This is a genomic window from Corynebacterium epidermidicanis (assembly GCF_001021025.1).
GTDB lineage: Bacteria > Actinomycetota > Actinomycetes > Mycobacteriales > Mycobacteriaceae > Corynebacterium > Corynebacterium epidermidicanis.
In genome coordinates, this window is the sequence record NZ_CP011541.1 from 1,583,591 (window position 1) to 1,601,058 (window position 17,468).

At 58.7% G+C, this 17,468-nt stretch carries 17 protein-coding genes; 6 read left to right on the top strand and 11 right to left on the bottom strand.

Going from position 1 to position 17,468, the window contains the following annotated elements:
• Nucleotides 1–12 precede the first annotated feature (12 nt).
• A complete protein-coding gene (locus CEPID_RS07380; RefSeq protein ID WP_047240426.1) occupies nt 13–849 on the top strand; it encodes a hypothetical protein in 837 nt (278 codons plus the stop codon).
• A gap of 64 nt (nt 850–913) precedes the next feature.
• Here the strand turns inward: CEPID_RS07380 and CEPID_RS07385 are convergent, their stop codons facing one another.
• Entirely contained in the window at nt 914–2,665 is a 1,752-nt protein-coding gene (locus CEPID_RS07385; RefSeq protein WP_047240427.1) for a proline--tRNA ligase, read from the bottom strand.
• A 104-nt stretch (nt 2,666–2,769) separates the two neighbouring features.
• Between CEPID_RS07385 and yaaA the strand changes: the two genes are divergently transcribed.
• Nucleotides 2,770–3,483: a peroxide stress protein YaaA gene (gene yaaA, locus CEPID_RS07390; protein ID WP_047240428.1), complete on the top strand. Its 714-nt coding sequence runs from the start codon at nt 2,770–2,772 to the stop codon at nt 3,481–3,483.
• 127 nt (nt 3,484–3,610) lie between these two features.
• On the opposite strand, the gene CEPID_RS07395 is transcribed toward yaaA, so the two are convergent.
• The 5 genes from CEPID_RS07395 to cobO form a co-directional block, all read right to left on the bottom strand.
• Nucleotides 3,611–4,177, bottom strand: a complete 567-nt coding sequence (locus CEPID_RS07395) for a polysaccharide deacetylase family protein (protein WP_236684223.1) — start codon at nt 4,175–4,177, stop codon at nt 3,611–3,613.
• Nucleotides 4,122–4,499 carry a hypothetical protein gene (locus tag CEPID_RS13580; RefSeq protein WP_236684224.1) on the bottom strand — a complete coding sequence of 126 codons (378 nt, stop codon included), beginning with the start codon at nt 4,497–4,499 and terminating at the stop codon, nt 4,122–4,124. Before CEPID_RS13580 ends, CEPID_RS07395 begins: the two co-directional genes overlap by 56 nt.
• Before the next feature lie 54 nt (nt 4,500–4,553).
• Nucleotides 4,554–5,294 carry a uroporphyrinogen-III C-methyltransferase gene (cobA, locus tag CEPID_RS07400; RefSeq protein WP_083984513.1) on the bottom strand — a complete coding sequence of 247 codons (741 nt, stop codon included), beginning with the start codon at nt 5,292–5,294 and terminating at the stop codon, nt 4,554–4,556.
• Between the two features lie 76 nt (nt 5,295–5,370).
• Entirely contained in the window at nt 5,371–6,708 is a 1,338-nt protein-coding gene (locus CEPID_RS07405; RefSeq protein WP_047240429.1) for a cobyrinate a,c-diamide synthase, read from the bottom strand.
• Nucleotides 6,702–7,307 (bottom strand): cob(I)yrinic acid a,c-diamide adenosyltransferase, encoded by a 606-nt coding sequence (gene cobO / locus CEPID_RS07410; protein WP_047240430.1) that lies wholly within the window; start codon nt 7,305–7,307, stop codon nt 6,702–6,704. Before cobO ends, CEPID_RS07405 begins: the two co-directional genes overlap by 7 nt.
• An 85-nt stretch (nt 7,308–7,392) precedes the next feature.
• Here cobO and CEPID_RS07415 point away from each other — a divergent pair, with 85 nt between their 5' ends.
• Entirely contained in the window at nt 7,393–7,989 is a 597-nt protein-coding gene (locus tag CEPID_RS07415; protein ID WP_047240431.1) for a DUF1707 SHOCT-like domain-containing protein, read from the top strand.
• On the opposite strand, the gene CEPID_RS07420 is transcribed toward CEPID_RS07415, so the two are convergent.
• The 4 genes from CEPID_RS07420 to mqo all read right to left on the bottom strand — a co-directional run bounded on the left by CEPID_RS07420 (nt 7,986) and on the right by mqo (nt 12,212).
• Nucleotides 7,986–8,855, bottom strand: coding sequence for a VOC family protein (locus CEPID_RS07420; RefSeq protein ID WP_047240432.1), 870 nt, complete (start codon nt 8,853–8,855; stop codon nt 7,986–7,988). The two genes, CEPID_RS07415 and CEPID_RS07420, sit on opposite strands and share 4 nt — an antisense overlap.
• 92 nt (nt 8,856–8,947) lie before the next feature.
• Complete coding sequence (locus CEPID_RS07425; protein ID WP_201775198.1) at nt 8,948–9,631, bottom strand: vWA domain-containing protein; 684 nt, start codon at nt 9,629–9,631, stop codon at nt 8,948–8,950.
• 79 nt (nt 9,632–9,710) lie between these two features.
• Nucleotides 9,711–10,775 carry an ATP-binding protein gene (locus CEPID_RS07430; protein ID WP_047240434.1) on the bottom strand — a complete coding sequence of 355 codons (1,065 nt, stop codon included), beginning with the start codon at nt 10,773–10,775 and terminating at the stop codon, nt 9,711–9,713.
• Between the two features lie 6 nt (nt 10,776–10,781).
• A complete protein-coding gene (mqo, locus tag CEPID_RS07435) occupies nt 10,782–12,212 on the bottom strand; it encodes a malate dehydrogenase (quinone) (protein ID WP_407921618.1) in 1,431 nt (476 codons plus the stop codon).
• 555 nt (nt 12,213–12,767) lie between these two features.
• Here mqo and CEPID_RS07440 point away from each other — a divergent pair.
• Genes CEPID_RS07440 through CEPID_RS07450 form a run of 3 tightly spaced genes read left to right on the top strand, consistent with a single transcriptional unit; the run spans nt 12,768 to nt 16,085 of the window.
• Nucleotides 12,768–13,907: an alpha/beta hydrolase gene (locus tag CEPID_RS07440; RefSeq protein WP_047240436.1), complete on the top strand. Its 1,140-nt coding sequence runs from the start codon at nt 12,768–12,770 to the stop codon at nt 13,905–13,907.
• 20 nt (nt 13,908–13,927) lie between these two features.
• The gene (gene mtr, locus CEPID_RS07445) at nt 13,928–15,307 is read left to right on the top strand and encodes a mycothione reductase (protein WP_047240437.1); all 1,380 of its coding nucleotides are present in this window, start codon (nt 13,928–13,930) and stop codon (nt 15,305–15,307) included.
• 7 nt (nt 15,308–15,314) lie between these two features.
• Nucleotides 15,315–16,085, top strand: coding sequence for a hypothetical protein (locus CEPID_RS07450; protein ID WP_144413478.1), 771 nt, complete (start codon nt 15,315–15,317; stop codon nt 16,083–16,085).
• On the opposite strand, the gene CEPID_RS07455 is transcribed toward CEPID_RS07450, so the two are convergent.
• The gene (locus CEPID_RS07455) at nt 16,027–17,460 is read right to left on the bottom strand and encodes a cobyric acid synthase (RefSeq protein ID WP_047240439.1); all 1,434 of its coding nucleotides are present in this window, start codon (nt 17,458–17,460) and stop codon (nt 16,027–16,029) included. The genes CEPID_RS07450 and CEPID_RS07455 overlap by 59 nt on opposite strands.
• Between the last annotated feature and the right edge of the window lie 8 nt (nt 17,461–17,468).

The following is a 17,468-nucleotide window of genomic DNA, read 5'->3' on the forward strand; positions in this document are numbered from 1 at the left end:
CACTATTTCGTTGTGAACCGCTGCAGCCTCATTCTTCTCCCCGTTTTCTTCCTCGGTGCTTGCTCGCTGACCCCAGCGCCCACCCCCAACCCGACGCTGAATAATTTAGGGCACAGCGCGCTTAACGACGCCGCGAACCGAACCTCCACCTCTTCAAACATCGCGGACCTGCGCGCGCAACAAGCCGAACAGTTGTTCGCCGAGGTCCGGCGTCTGTGCGGCACCACGAAAGAGGGGCAGACCCCGGAGTCATGCCTCGTGCCTACGGCGGATGCTCAACCGAGCACTGACCCCGCGAACACACCACAGCGTGCCGCGGAGCAAATACTGGCCACTGTGGGTGATATTCCCGCGGAGTCGATGCCCCTGATAGCGCGAATCCATACCCAGTTGGCGGTTCTTGGGGCACACCCATCGATCACTGATTCCGCTCCAGGCAATGGTGGTGAACCCGCTCGGAAGCTCTTAGAATGGGAAAACTCTGTAGTCTACGGTCTACACGTGGCATTGGCCTACGCTGGTTCCGCTACCCCGGACATCGAATCTGCAATCGAACGTCACGAAGCTCGAGTTGAGGCGCTGCGCGCCAGCATCCCGAATGCCCCCGCAGCCGCACCCGCTTATTCTCTCCGGGATTACCCGCAGCCGAAAGATGCGGCCTCGGTGAAAGTGTTACTCACAGCTTTGGAATCCGACACCGTCTCGCAGTGGAATATTGCGGCCTCCCAGTCTGCCGATGCCGCGTGGCGGGCGTACGGGTTGTCGGTCTCGGCGGAGTCAGCGCGGATTGCTGCCGAGATGCTTACCGCGCAGGGCAAAGATCCGCTTCAAGCTGAGTTTGCGCAGTAGAAGCAGCAAAAAGGGTGAGCCTGGAAACTACAGCGAGGCTCACCCTTTCTTCACATCTTCGGTTTTAACCGAGGAGTTCTTGGACCTTGGCGACCACGGACTCAAATGGCAGCTCAAGGGTTTCGCCGCCGCGAATGCGCAGCTCGACGTTTCCGTCGGCGAAGGAACGGCCCAGGATTACCGCTAGTGGCATACCCAGCAGTTCGGCGTCCTTGAACTTCACGCCTGGGGAGACCTTAGGGCGGTCGTCGAAAAGCACTTCGATGCCGGCCGCGGAAAGCTCCTGGACGAGGGATTCGGCAGCATCGGTAACGGCGGCGTCCTTGTTAGCGACCGCGACATGTACCTGGAACGGCGCGACCTCGATGGGCCAGTTCAGACCCTTGTCGTCGTGGCGCTGCTCCGCGAGCACGGCGATGAGGCGGGATACGCCGATGCCGTAGGACCCCATGGTAGGGACGGCAGTTTTGCCATTTTGGTCGAGGATTTGCACGTCGAAGGCCTTGGTGTACTTGCGTCCCAGCTGGAAGATGTGGCCGATCTCGATGCCACGTTCCAAGGTCAGCGTACCCATGCCCTCGGGAGCTGGGTCGCCCTCGCGGATTTCAGCGACCTCGATGAAGCCGTCAGGGGTGAAGTCGCGGCCGCAGACCATACCGACGACATGCTGGTTCTTGTGGTCAGCGCCCGTGATCCACGAAGTGCCCGAGACGACGCGTGGATCCGCGAGTACGCGCACGCCATTTTCAGCCAGCCCGCGCGGGCCGATGTAGCCCTTGACCAGGAATGGGTACTTCTTGAAGTCCTCGTCAGAAATGAGTTCGACTTCCGCTGGCTCGAACGAGGCCTCGAGGCGCTTCATATCCGCTTCGCGGTCACCTGGAAGCAAGATTCCTGTGAGCTCCCACTCCCCGCCCGGCTGGCGAACCTTCACCGCCAGGCACTTCAGAGTGTCTGCGGCTTGGACTTCGCGACCGTCAACGGTGATACCGATACTGCGAGCCCACTCCACGAGCGCGTCGATGGTGACGGCATCCGGGGTGTCATGGACTTCGGCGGCTGGCTGGCCCTCGATTGGCTTTTCGACGCCCGGCTGCGTCACCACAGCTTCCACATTGGCGGCGTAGTCACCATCGGTCGCCCGCACGAAGGCGTCTTCGCCATTTGGCGAGATAGCCAGGAATTCCTCGGAAGCAGACCCGCCCATCGCGCCTGAGGTAGCGGCACAGATGGCGTATTCAACTCCGAGGCGATCAAAAACGGCCTGGTAGGCGCGACGGTGCGCCTGGTAGGACTCTTCCAGGCCTGCGTCGTCCATGTCGAAGGAGTAGGAGTCCTTCATCACGAACTCGCGGCCGCGCAGAATGCCTGCTCGTGGTCGCTCTTCGTCGCGGTACTTGGTCTGGATTTGGTACAGGGTGACCGGGAAGTCCTTGTAGGAGCTGTAGAGGTCCTTGACGGCCCCCGTGAACATTTCTTCGTGGGTTGGGCCGAGCAGCATGTCCGCGTCTTTGCGGTCTTTGAGGCGGAAGAGGGAGTCACCGTACTCGGTCCAACGGTTCGTCGTCTCGTAAGGTTCGCGTGGCAGCAGCGCTGGGAACGCCAGCTCCTGCGCGCCGATCGCGTTCATTTCTTCACGCACGACGCGCTCAATGTTGCGCAGCACCTTCAAACCCAGTGGCAGCCAGGAGTACACACCTGGGGCGACGCGTCGGATGTAACCTGCCCGGACCAGCAATTTATGACTTGGGACTTCGGCGTCAGCCGGGTCTTCGCGCAAGGTGCGAAGAAACAGTGAGGACATGCGAGTGATCATGGTTGATTAGTATATCTACCGCACCCGCACGCTTCTCGACGACCATAGCTTCCCACACGCGACTCAAAGCCGAGCACTTCTGAACTAGCAGTATCCTAAACAGCATGCTGATCGTGCTGCCACCGTCCGAAACCAAAGCCTGGGGAGGCACCGGAGCCCCGCTTGACCTCTCATCTTTAAGCTTCCCAGCCCTGGGTCAGGTCCGGCTGAAGAACGCCCGCGACCTCGCACGTTTGTCTGAGAAGCGCGCGATGGAAGTGCTCGGCTTGTCTGACAAACAGCGCGAGGAAGCCGTCGCCAATCGCGCGCTTTTTGAAGCTCCCACCATGCCCGCGCTCGAGCGCTACACTGGCGTGCTGTACGATGCCCTATCCGCAGGATCCCTTCCTGTTCTTGCTTTGGAACGCTTGGTGGTGTGCTCGGCTTTGTTTGGTCTGGTCAGTGCGTCGGACTGGATCCCGCATTACCGGCTCTCCGGGGGCACGAAGCTGCCCCGATCGCGTGGCGAGGTGCCAACCATGAAAGCCCGCTGGGGATCGTTGATTTCTTCTGAGTTGGCTTCTGTTGATTTTGTCGTTGACCTCCGCTCCGGCACGTACCAGCAGCTCGGTCGTGTTCCGGGCGCTGTCACCGTGCGGGTGGAAAAAGACGGCAAAGTGGTTAGCCACTTCAACAAGCACTACCGCGGGCTGGTGGCTCGGGAATTGGCTCTTTCGGAGGTTTCTTGTGCCTCTGTGTCCGAGGTCTTGGACGTGCTCCGTGAAGCGGGAATGACAGTGGAACAACGGAGCGAGACGGAGATTTGCTTAGTGGTTTAGGGGGTCCCAGCCTGCCATGGCGTACGGGGGTGGTGCCAAACTTCACCACACCGAAATGCCAAAAACATCCCCACAAACTCCCACACGGTGTGGCCAACCCGCGCCCACAAGACCCCCAACTCCATGCTTACGGCCACACGAACGCGGTGTCTCCTCGTCGCCTCAGCTCGATCAGGGCTGCCCGCACTCCAGCTGCCGTCCCGGACGACGGCTGGTTCATGTGTCCGATGCAAATTGCCCCATTGGGCGCGTTCAACAGTTCGCGGGTGACGGTTCCGGCAGGCGCTGTTGCCCCGGCATCGACATTGGTGGTGAAGCCAATTACTTGGTATCCACCCTGCGTCAGCATGTCGACGCAGACGTCGTCGTAATGTGCGGTGCCGGAGCGAAACTTCGTCATTTCTGTTCCGAATTTGTCCCGCACATGCTGCATGTTGGTCTCAACTTCGGCGGCGGCCTCAGCAAGCGAAGCAGTACCTCCGATCTCGTAGGCCGACCTGCCGGTGCTGCTGAGTGGCACATGGGCGGTTCCGTGGTTGTGGACGCGGAAGAGGGAGTCTTCGATGAGTTCCCTGGTGAGGTCGGGGTGGGTGTCGATCCAGCGCCGATTCAAAAATAAGGTAGCGGGGGCGCCGAACTCACGCAACATGTCCAGCAAGGCCCGATCCACCCCGGATCCCTTTTGGTCCGCCACAGGCATCGAAAGTCAACGCGAGGGTGCGCTTGCCTGGAAGTGGTGGCACCGTTGACACGATGCCGGGAAAGCTCAGCCCCCAGTTTTGAGGTTGCCGACCAGCGAAATCTTGTGGCCGCAACGGTCGCAACAAAGACTCCACAGGGGCGGCCACCTGAACGGCCTGGGCCTCCTCGAACAACGGGCCAGTAGGTGCGGGGACGGATCTTCCTCGCGTGGAAACCTCGTAGGCTCCCACCCCCATGGCAGCAACCGCAAGCGAGAGAACGCCACGCCTACTGAGGCTGCCTTTGGTTGGAGTGGGGGCGCAACGATGGCACATTGGGGGCACTCCAATTTCAGCGAAGTTTTCAACGGTTGAATAACAGTTGAAAACTTAGCTTGTTGAATCCAGGCCCGCCACTTCACCGATAACAATCACAGCAGGTGGCTTTACCTCGTGCCGAATCAGCTCATCCCCCAATGTGCCCAAAGTTGCTCGAAAACCTGCTTGAGCTGCGGTGGTTCCTTCCTGGATCACGGCGACGGGCGTGGTGGCAGGGCGGCCGGCGTCGATAAGCGCGGCGGCGATTGCGGGGCCGTTCTTAACTCCCATGATGACTACCAGGGTGCCACCCGTGTGGGCAAGCGCAGACCAATCGTTGAGCGAACCTGGGTGCTCGGGTGGGAGGTGCCCCGAGATGACTGAAAACGAGTGCACCATCCCCCGCTGGGTGACCGGAACCCCGAAGACGGCGGGCACCGAAATAGCAGAGGTTACTCCCGGCACAACATCCACAGGGATACCAGCGGCAGTGCAGGCTTGCAGCTCCTCGAAACCACGTCCAAACACATAAGGATCCCCACCCTTAAGACGCACCACCATGCGCCCGGCCTGCGCATACTCGACCAACATCTCGTTGATCCGCTCTTGCGCCACCTGCTTACCATAGGGCAACTTAGAGCAATCGACGACTTCCTTCGCCGAAAGGTCGCACAGCTTCTCAAGCTCTGCCGTCGGGCCCAGGTGATCGGCCAAAATGACATCGGATGCCTGCAACGCGTGCATGCCACGGACAGTTATGAGATCCCATGCGCCTGGTCCGCCACCTACTAATACAACTTTGCCCAATGTCATGGTCACTTAGTTTAGTCGCCTACTCCGCAGGTCATTGCCGTGGGCTGAGTGCATAAAACCAGCCACAAGCTACACCTCAATGCGCCCGGGCGCATGCTTCCACAAATCTCGCTACCGCACCCGGAACCGCGGCCGGGTGAACATGCAGGTAAGAGGCATGTACCGAGCCTCCAACGAAACCTTCGGTCACGGCCGAGCCATCCCAAGCTCGCCACGCCCACGCCTCGTCCCATCCGGAAACTTCTTCTAAAGCCAAAGCCGTGTGATGGAACTCGTGCCCCATCACCCGCTCCCCCGCGCGGTACAGCACGCTATCTGTAAGCGAGACTGCCTCGCGATACCCCAGCGTCAACCGCCGACGCATCGCCGCATGAGTCGGGATGAGACCAAGCATCGGGTGGGCATCCAGCGTCTCGACCAACCACAGTAAACCAGCACATTCCGCGTGCACGGGCTTCCCGGCCGCCACGTGAGCGCGTACCGCGTCCCGGAGGTCGACGCGTCCGCTGAGCTTTTCGACGTGTTCCTCTGGGAACCCACCCGGGATGATCAGGCCATCGCATTCCGGGAAGTCGTCGACAAGCGGATCGAAGTAAATTACCTCGGCTCCACAGGCCTCCAGAAGCTCGCGATGCTCAGCGTAAGCGAAAGTAAACGCCGGGCCCCCAGCGAATGCGACGCGCACATGAGGCCCGTGGCTCACGAGAGGCTGCCAGGCCGGGCCGTCATACCCACAGCTCGCAAGCTCCGCGATCAACGACAGGTCACAGTATTCGGTGACCAGATCTGCCATCCGTTCAACAGCATCCCGGGCTGCGCCACCATGCTCCTCCGCAGTCACCAACCCGAGGTGCCGCGATGGGACCGAGACTTTTTCCACCCGAGGGATCGCGCCGACAACAGGCACCCCAATCGCTTCGACCGCTTCCCGGCATACGGCGCTATGCCGCTCAGACCCAACCTGGTTCAAGATCACGCCACGAATCGCAATGTCAGGGCGCTCTAAGACAAACCCTCGGACGAGTGCACCAACAGACTGGCTCATGCCCCGAACATCTACGATCAGCAACACCGGCAATCTAAGCTCGGCAGCGATATCCGCTGATGATCCGGTGGGCTGTCCACCGATCCGGCCGTCGAAAAGCCCCATGACACCTTCGACGATGGCGATGTCCGCACCAGCAGAGCCATGGGCATACAGCGGCCCAATGAGCCCCGGACACATCACCGCATCCAAATTCCGGCCGGGCATTCCAGTAGCCAGCGCGTGATAACTCGGATCAATGTAATCCGGGCCCACTTTGAATGGTGCCACCGTACGACTGCGCGCAAATGCAGCCATTAGGCCCGTGGCAATCGTGGTTTTCCCCGTCCCCGACCCGGTAGCGGCGATGAGGATGCCCGGAGTTACCACTCGATACCCTTCTGCCCCTTGCGGCCGACATCCATCGGATGCTTGACTTTCGTCATCTCGGTGACCAGGTCCGCCACTTCGATGAGTCGTGGATCGGCGTCCCTACCAGTAATCACGACATGTTGTGTTCCAGGGCGCTCGACCAAAGTCTCCACCACGTCCTCGACATCAACCCAACCCCACTTGATTGGGTAGGTGAATTCATCAAGCACGTAGAAATCGTGTTCCTCGGCCAACAGTCGACGCTTGACTTCTTCCCAGCCATCGCGGGCGTCCTGGGCGTGATCTTCTTCCGATCCTTGCTTTTTGGCCCACGACCAGCCTTCGCCCATCTTGTGCCATTCGACGGATCCTGGCTCGAGCTCACCCAAGCGCTTGAACACAGCCTCCTCCCCGACCTTCCACTTTGCCGACTTCACAAACTGAAACACGCCGACGCGCATCCCCTGATTCCAGGCGCGCAATGCCATCCCGAATGCCGCCGTGGACTTCCCCTTCCCCGGACCGGTATGCACCGCGGTGATCGGCAGAAGACGGCGCTGTTTCGTGGTCAAACCATCATCGGGGATGTTCTTGGGGTCTACCTGGCCTTGAGGCATGGTCGGCTTCCTTTCGAAATCAAACTCAATTGCTTCTAGACTAGCTGCCCCGCGTTTTCTGCTGCCCACAGCTAGACTCATCTGCATGGAAAACCGGATTCGCGCTACCGATACTGAACGCTCCCAAGCCCTCGAAATTGTCAGCCAAGCATTGTCTCGAGGTCAGCTCAACTTCGTCGAGTTCGATGAACGATCCCAGGCGGTCACCGCCGCCGTCTATCGTGACGAGCTCGTGGCACCACTCGCCGATCTCGTAGTGAATCCGCACCAGGCAGTGGTCCCAGTGGACGCCCCTTCGAACTCAGCGATCAGTCAAGTAGTCCCTGGTGCTGATGGGGAATCAATGAGCATCGGCATTCTTTCCGAGCACAAGCGCGAAGGCATCTGGACGATCGCCAAGTCCCACACCTCCATTGCAGTCCTTGGCGACAACGTGCTTGACCTCACCGCCGCACGGTTCGCGGACCGCGACCTAACAATCAACGTCTGCGCAGTGCTTGGCGAAGTAAAAATAATCGTGCCGGATGATGTTCACCTCACTGCCCCAGGCTTCGCCCTGCTGGGAGAATTCACCGCCAAGAATGCCGGAGTCGCCCCGGCCGGAGCTCCTACCATCCGAGTGCAAGGACTCGCATTGCTGGGAGCCGTCACCGTCGAACGTCGCGCGGTGCGCCGCGCCTAAAACTTATCAATCTCGATCTTGGTCATGGTCAGCATCGTTTCATAAGAGCCAGGGCGACTCATCAGCTCACCGAAGTTATCGGGGATGATCTGCCACACCGCACCGAATTGATCCAAGCACCAGCCACACGGTTGCTCCGTGTCCGCGAGTTTTTCCCAAAGGTAATCAACTTCGTCCTGCTCGTGCGCCGAAATGACGAAGGAAACCCCTCCATCGAAAGTGAAATCTTGGGGCACTGCCGAGTCCATAGCGGTAAACCACTGGCCGCCTAATTGGAACTCGGAAAACATCACGCTGCCTGGCTTGTTCGGATATTCCACCCGCCGGCCAACCTGTGAATTGTCAATAACATCACACCAGTAGTCCACAGCTTCGGCGCACCGGTCTTGGGCTTTGCCGCAAAACATGAAGCTCGGGATGACGTGCGGGCGCGGATCGTTTTCCGGACGAGTGACAATGAGTTGCCAGTTCACGCCGAAGCGGTCTTCAACCCAGCCATACCTTTGCGAAAATGGATACTCACCGAGTTCCATGCGGATCTGACCGCCGTCGATAAGCCGCGCCCACACACTGTCCAGATAATCAACTGCATCGGGGTGAGCAGCTGGATCGAAATTCACCATGAAGTTCACCGCGCCATTGGGGTGATAATGACCATCGGCGTTAATAAGTGAAATGCGCAGGCCTGCGATCTCGAGATCAATCATCAGCTCTTTCCCGGCCATGTCCTGCTGCCAATCAGGAAGCCCTGACTCAGGATAGGTCTGGTTCCCGACAATCTGCGCGTCGCGAAAAGTTGATACATAGAAGTCAGCTACTTCACGAGCGTTCTGATTGCACCAAATGCTTGGGGTTATTTTTTGCACACCTTACAAACTACCCCAGCCAGACCGCGACAACTACATATTATTCGCTCATTTGCATAGCTTGTCGACGGGGAGTTGACGAAAGTAACTAATCAAAACACCTGTATCGAGCTCACCACAGACTCGGCGTTGAGCTCGGTCAACTGCAAGCAGGTGCCACCAAGCTGCTGCGCTAAGCTGACCGCTAGACCCAAGCGCGTCCGGCCGGACTCGCAATCTATGACCACGGAAGTCATCACACCTCGAAGCGCAATCGCGTTCGCTGCCTGTTGTACCCCGGCCAATCCGCTCGATGAGGTCGCTCGGCCGTCGGAAAGTACGACGAGCAACGGGCGTCGACCGGGCTCGCGCCGGAGTTCGCGATCCACCAGTTCTTGGGCCATGAGCAACCCCTCTCCCAATGGCGTGCGACCGCCGGTGCGCACATCAGCGAGCCGTTTCATGGCGATGTCGATCGAACCAGTCGGAGGCAAGATGAGTTCCGGCTGCGTGCCCCGAACGGAGATGACTGTCACTTTGTCGCGGCGCTGGTAGGCGTCGACAAGCAGGGATTGCACGGCGCCGGTCACGGCAGAAAGCCGATCGCGCGCGGACATGGATCCGGATGCGTCGACGACAAAGACGATGAGATTTGCTTCTTTACCGCGACGCAACTGCCCTCGCAGGTCGCTGGGTTCAAAGGCAAGAATGTTGTTTTCGATACGGGCGCCACGGTCTGCAGCCGCCAGAATCGACCCCATGAGGTGCAGCCCGTGGCCATCACGAATCCCACGCACGCTCGCGCCATGCCTAGCAAAGGTAGCCGAACGACGCCCAGGCACACCATCGTTACCAGTTTTGAGAAGCTGAAGCTTCCTAGCTGCGAAACTGCGCGCCGTTGTCGGCGCTACCTACTTTCTCAGATCCTGCGTTCCCAGCTCCAGGCTCCGGAGCCACTGGGGATTCCGCTTCTTCAGTGGCAGCGTCACCGGAGTCCTGCGATGGGTTGTCATCAGGAATATCGTCCCGAGCGTTCTCCATCGCATCATCAAGTTCGCCTTCGTCCAGGCCTGTGTCATCGAAGGGATTGCGTCGCTTACGGTGTGGCAGCGCGAGCGCGGCAGCCGCGCGAATATCCTCATCAGTAACTTTAGTAACTCCGCGCCATGCTGCGTGTGCGGTGGCGGCGCGGGCAATGACCAGGTCAGCTCGCATGCCATCAACGTCGAACGCCGCACATAAATGCGCAATGCGCTGCAGCGCGATGTCATCGAGTGTGACTTCGGCAAGCAGGCTACGAGCGTCGCGAATCTGCTGAGCTACCGACGCCGTTTGTTCAGCCCACGCCTCAACAAAGGCCCTGGGATCAGCCTCAAAAGCTAATCGACGCCGCATGATTTCCGCACGGACCTCAACATCGCGCGACGCCACTACTTCCACCGCCAGACCGAAACGATCCAGCAGCTGTGGACGAAGCTCTCCCTCTTCGGGATTCATCGTTCCTACCAGCACGAACGACGCAGGTGACGAGTGGGAGATACCATCGCGTTCTACCGTGACCGAACCGGTGGCAGCAGCATCTAACAGCGCATCAATGAGGTGGTCCGCCAAGAGGTTGACTTCATCGACATACAGCACGCCACCATCAGCTTGGGAAAGCAGCCCAGGGCGGAACTCTGCCCGTCCGGTGGTCAGCACCGTCTCCACGTCCAGCGAGCCCACGACTCGGTCTTCCGTGGCGCCAATTGGTAAATTAACCAACGGTGCGCCGTCGATAAGCTGCGCAAATGCCCGCACCGTGGTGGTCTTGGCCGTGCCCTTTTCCCCACGAATAACAACACCCCCGATCCTAGGGTTGATGGCGTTGAGGATGAGCGCCAACTGCAACTGCTCATGGCCGACAATGGCCGCGAACGGAAAACTAGGAGCGGGGGCTGTCAAGGGTTCTTACTTCTCCAGCTTGAGGGTCTTTTGGGTGTGGTTCCAGACTTCGTCAAACAGGCCAGGGTTAACGGCGAGCTTTTGTCCGTACGAAGGGACCATTTCCTTCAGCTTTGGTCCCCACTCGATCATTCGGTGGCCGAAGCAGCGCTCAAGCACCTCAATCATGGCGGCCGGAGCAATCGAAGCGCCAGGGGATGCGCCAAGCAGACCAGCGATGGTGCCCTCTGGGTTGTTAATCAGTGCGGTGCCGAACTCCAAGGAACCGAAGCGTGGAGCTGCGGTCGGCTTGATCACCTGGACGCGCTGGCCAGCGATGACCAGCTCCCAGTCTTCGGCCTTCGCGGTAGGCATGTAGGAACGCAGCGCTTCGAGGCGTGCGCCTTCATCCTTGAGCACCTCAGTGACCAGGTACTTGGTCAAGCCCATTTCCTGGGCAGCGACGCCGAGGTAAGAAGGAATGTTACCTACGCGGATGGACTTGAACAGGTCCAGCATCGAACCCTGCTTGAGGAACTTAGGGGTCCAACCGGCATAAGGGCCGAACAGCAGGCCCTTCTTGCCATCAATAACACGAGTGTCCAGGTGAGGCACGGACATCGGTGGGGTGCCCACAGATGCTTGGCCATAGACCTTTGCCGCGTGCTGCCCGATGAGTTCATCATTGGTGCAGCGCAGCCAAGCGCCGGAGACCGGGAAACCGCCGAAGCCCTTCACCTCAGCGATGCCGGACTTTTGCAGCAGTGGCAAGGCCATGCCACCTGCGCCAACGAAGACGAACTTGGCACGGTAGGTCTGCAGGTCACCAGTGTGAACGTTCTTGACTACCACCTTCCACTTAGCGCCATCCTTTTTGATGTCCTTAACTTCGTGGCCGTACTTGACCTCAGTGCCACCCTTTTCGGCAGCGTTAAGGAACTGGCGGGCCTGAGCGCCATAGTTAATGTCGGTGCCAGATTCGAACCAAGAGATTGCTACCTTCTCTGCATCGAAGTCACGGCCCTTGGCCATGAGTGGCAGGAATTCTGCAAACTTGGCTTCATCATCGGAGAACTGCATCCCCGGGAAAAGCGGGTGCTTCGAGAGCTTTTCGTAGCGCATCTGGATGTAGTTGACCTGCTCATCGCCACGGCCGAATGATACGTGAGGCACTGGCTGAATGAACTCTTCCGGATTCGTCAGAACGCCGTGCTCTACCTGGTGTGCCCAGAATTGACGAGATACCTGGAACTTTTCATTGATGCTGATGGCCTTGGAAATATCGACCTGGCCGTCGCGCAGTGGCGTGTAGTTCAACTCGCACAGAGCGGAGTGCCCGGTGCCCGCATTGTTCCACGGGGAAGACGATTCGGCGGCGGGAACGTCGAGACGCTCAAAAACTACTTGCGACCACTGTGGCTCCAATTGCCGAAGCATCGCACCAAGGGTTGCGCTCATGATGCCGGCGCCGACGAGTACTACATCGGCTTCCTCAGTCACGGATTGTGCTTTTACCTTTGCGTCGGACACAGCTAACTCAACTTCTTTCGTATTTTATGTCTCTGCTCTTAGCCGGATGCACTAACACTCTGGCTCATTTCTGACTGTGGACAGGTAATGTCCGTTGCCCATCCACCTTACGCCCAACTTTTGTGACATGGCCAATACTCCCCCCACAATTGCGCTAAAGTTTCTGCCGAAAATGCACTCTGCACGTGCTGACTACCTGGGCTTTCCACCACCCGCCCCGGTTGCGATCGTCGCAGCACACGACGTCCTTGCTGCGGTGATCTTAGCCATGTCGCGACCCGCTTCTGCATCTGAATGTCAGCACGCCTGTTTGTTGCTACACAATTTTACTAAAGCAACTTAAGAAATTATTCGGTAAACCTTGCAATGAATTAAGTTTAGTGAAAATCGCCGGGGACTTTTCCACGAACTCTTAAAGCCCCGCTTCAAACAATGACGCTTTCTTAAGACTTTCTAACACCTAGCCACATCGGAAGGAAAGGCATGGAAGACCTTCCATTTTCCGAGGACTGGGATGAGGATGTCCTCGGCGACGGATTTCAGCGTCGCACCTTCGAGCTTGGACCAGACCCTGACGTGGAGCCACCTATCGTGGCTACCGTCGTGCGCTACTTCCCTTCCTCCGCACTCAACTTCAATAGTGGGAATCCGAGTACCCTACAACAATTAAAAGAACAACACGCCGGGAAATCTGAGTTTCATAGTCGCCCGGCAATCATGTATGTACCCGGAACCAGGGATTACTTCTTCCACCGCCATGTCGCCGAGTACCTCCACCAGCAAGGCTTTGCCGTGTATGTAGTGGACCTCAGAAAATGTGGCAGATCCCACCGCAAAGGCCAGCTGCGGCATTACGTCTCCGATGCTGTCTTATACTTCAAAGACCTAAAAATCGTCTCGGAATTCATCTTGGCGCAAGGTCATCCCCAACTCATCGCGATGGGTTATTCTTTCAGTGGCCAGGTGCTGGCTCACTGGCTTGATCACCTGCGACGCACCGATGACCAACACATCCGTCCCGCAATCTCTGGCTCCAGTTTCAACAACCCGTGGATCGAACTCACCTACCCCGATTGGTGCGTACGTATAGCTCGAGTGGTGGCCCCGATTCTGGCAACCTGGTCTCCTGAGATGCGACTGTATCAAAAGAAGCTCGCCACATATGTCGAGTCCTTACACAAGGACTATCACGGCGAATGGGACTTCGACCTTACTTACAAGCCCCGCGGAGGGCACACAAAGTATTGGGGATGGGTCAATGAAGCTATCAAACTCATCGATCGCGTCCAGAGTGGCGCGGTCAACTGTGGTGTTCCCGTCCTCGTGATGTGCTCGCTACGGTCCAGCAGCGCCCGAGTCTTCGGCGATGACACCCACACCACCGACTTGGTTCTCAATGTTGACAGAATCATCAACTACGCCAGCCTGCTTGGTAGCGACGTCACCTATATCCCCATCAAGGATGCCACGCACGATGTCTTTCTCTCCCAGCAGCGGCCTCGCGCTCAAGCGTTGCACACGTGCATCGACTGGCTCCGCGACACTGCCAAACTGCCGTCCGGCACAACCCCTAAACCTAAGTTCGGTAATCTCTATAGGATAGTGGCTTTTAACCAACTTTAAGGCGAAGGAGACGCACGGCCGTGACCAAGCATTACGATCTCATCATCATTGGAACCGGCTCAGGAAACTCCATTCCGGGTCCTGAATTTGATGATAAGTCCATCGCCATCATCGAAGAAGGCACATTCGGCGGCACCTGCTTGAATGTCGGCTGCATCCCCACGAAGATGTACGTTTACGCCGCCGACATCGCACGCGCGATCGACCATGCCCACACCTATGGCATTGCTGCGCAGCGCACCGGCATTGATTGGCCGTCCATCGTCGATCGAGTCTTTGCCCAGCGCATTGACCTCATCGCCCAAGGCGGCGAGGCTTATCGACGTGGCCCCGAGACCCCAAACATCGACGTCTACGACCATCACGCGGTGTTTACCGGACCCAAAACCATTAAAACAGGTAAAGGTGGCGTTGAGTGCGAAATCACTGGTGATCAAATCGTCATCGCCGCCGGTTCGCGTCCGATGATCCCGCAGGTCATCGCCGATTCCGGCGTGCGCTACTACACCAATAACGACATCATGCGAATGCCAGAACTTCCGGCTTCGATGATCATTGTGGGCGGTGGCTACATCGCGAGCGAGTTTGCCCACGTTTTCTCTGGGTTAGGCGTTGAGGTCACCCAACTCAACCGCAGCCAGCGTCTCCTGCGAGGCCAAGACAATGACATCGCAGCACGCTTCACCGAGATCGCCGCCCGCAATTGGAATCTGGTGCTCGACGCGGACGTCGAAAAGCTCAGCCAGGATGGCCGCGAGATCACCGTAACAACCACAGCCGGCGAGGAGTATTCTGCCGAGATCCTTCTGGTTGCCACCGGACGAACCCCGAACGGTGATCTGCTCCAGCTGGACCGAGCGGGAATCGAAATGGATGGCGAATCAATCAAGGTCGACGAATTCGGGCGTACCAACGTTGACGGCGTGTGGGCTTTGGGCGATGTTTCCTCTCCATACCTGCTCAAGCACGTGGCCAACGCCGAGATGCGCGCGGTGCGACACAACCTTTTGCACCCGAACGACCTGCAAAAGATGCCTCATGACCATGTTCCGGCAGCGGTGTTCACCCACCCCCAGATTGCAGCAGTGGGTCTCACAGAACAGCAGGCCCGCGAGGCCGGCTATGACCTCACGATCAAGATCCAAAACTACGGTGATGTCGCCTACGGCTGGGCAATGGAAGACAAAGACCACTTCGTTAAGCTCATCGCCGACCGCCAAACCGGCAAGCTGCTGGGCGCCCACTTGATCGGGCCAGAGGCTGCCACCCTGATCCAGCAGCTCATCACGGTGATGGCTTTTGATCTGGACTGCCGCGAGGTAGCTACCAAGCAGTACTGGATTCACCCGGCGCTGCCTGAGGTGATCGAAAATGCACTCCTAGGCCTAGATTTTTCCTAGTAAAGTCTTGCTTTCACGAATTACCTCCGCCACCGCCAGCTTGGCGGTGTCCACCACGTTACTGCTGGTACTGCTCGGTTCTCGGTTTGTGCGAGCTACTTCATACACTGCGACTCTGGCGGCACTAATGATTGCAGCGGCCAGCGGGATTACTCTCCTGGCCCTCATGGGTAACAGGACAGGCCAAGGCAATTGGCGGATTCGGTCTGCTCCGATACTTTCGGCAGTCGGCGGAACAATGTGCCTCATCACCGGACTAGCACATGCCACGGCGTACGCCGTGGCACTCGATCGAGGCTTCAAGATCGTCCTGACGGGTTCGCGTTACGCCGTCGGATTGGCGTTGATCAGCTGTCTCATCGGTGGAATCATGCAGTTGCCCGCGCGCTGGACCGCTGCGACCAGTACGCTCATCCTCGGGCCGAGTGCCGTGGGTTGGCTCAGCGTACAGACCAACGATCTGCCCACTCGTATCGCGGCGGGCCTCGTAGCCCTGTGTACAGCTATCGTCGCTGCAGTTGTGTGCCGACGCACCGCCACGCAGCCACTTTCCATCAGCGTGGTCTGCGCGCTGATTGCCCTCACATCTATCGGATCCATCATGGTCTACGGCACGTTTGTGGCCTTCACACCCACCGATTGGTGGCGAGACTTCGCCTCCCCGCACATCCTCGCCTACGGCTATGCCATCGCTGCGGCAAGTGGCATCCTCGCCGGTTTTACTTTTGCACCCTCAGCTGCCCCAGCAACTGTGAAAGATCCCAATGAGCCTCAATAACATCAGCGATCACATCGAGCTGCCCAAGCCGTACTTGGTGAAAATCCGTATCCGGTGAAGTAATGAATCCGGTCTTGCCAACGGTGCCAGCCGCCCAGTCAAGGAAGCTGCGTCGGAACGCATTATCTTCCAGTTGACCGTGCCGGTGCGTGCCCCGGAACACACCACGAGCTGCGCCTTCCTCACCGATCCACGGCACCTCGGCACTGCGAGTAATCACGCCATGATGGATTTCATAGGCGCCGTTGTCGTGGCGGAGCAACGTCTTGGTCGGGGCAAATTCCACATCGGCATCAAATAGGCCGAGCCCCGCCACCGTTTCCCCAGACTCGACTGGATCATTGATGTGCGAGCACAGCATCTGAAAGCCACCACAGATCCCGAGGGTCGGGGCGGTGCGCTGCTTGATGGCGTCGGCAAGCCCTGTACGGCGCAGCCAATTCAAGTCGTGGACGGTCGCCTTGGACCCTGGCAGCACCACGAGATCGGCTTCAGCTACGAAATCCGGGTCTACTGTCCAGGTCACGCTTACTCCCGGTTCGCAGGCCAGCGCCTCGACATCTGTTGCATTCGAAATTCGCGGCAGCCGCACCGCAGCCACCCGAAGGCGTTGGGTACCTAGAGCTGCCGTGGCCGGGCCCACCGCCGAGCCTATCGACGACTGCAGCGAATCCTCCGCGTCCACCCAAAGCCCCTCAATGAAGGGCAGCACGGCTACCGTCGGGACTCCAGTAAGTCGTTCCAATTCCGTGAGTCCTGGACCCAAAATGCTCTGATCACCTCGGAACTTGTTAATGATAAAGCCCTTGATGCGAGCCCGGTCCGCATCGGAGACAATCTGGTGAGTGCCAAAGAGATGCGCCAGCACACCGCCACGGTCGATGTCTCCGACCACATAAACCGGCAAGTCGGCTGCCTCGGCCAGTCCAAAATTGGCCACATCGGTTTCGCGTAAATTAATTTCCGCTGGTGAACCCGCCCCCTCACATACGACAATGTCATAGTCGGCGCGCAGACGAGCCAAAGACTCAGCCGCTACCTGGCGCAGGTGCTGGCGATGCGCCACGTAGTTTTTTGCTGACACCGTGCCGGTGACCTGGCCGTTGACGACCAACTGGGAGCTACGGTCCGAACCCGGTTTGAGCAGGATGGGATTGAACTCTACCCGGGGCTCTAATCCGCAAGCTACTGCCTGCAGCGCTTGCGCCCGGCCGATTTCGCCACCATCGGCACACACCGCCGAATTGTTCGACATATTTTGCGCCTTGAAAGGCGCCACCGACCAGCCCCTACGCGCTAGGGCGCGACAAAGACCAGCGACAATGATCGACTTTCCGGCATCGGACGTCGTCCCGGCAAGGAGGACTGCATTCATGGCGGGTC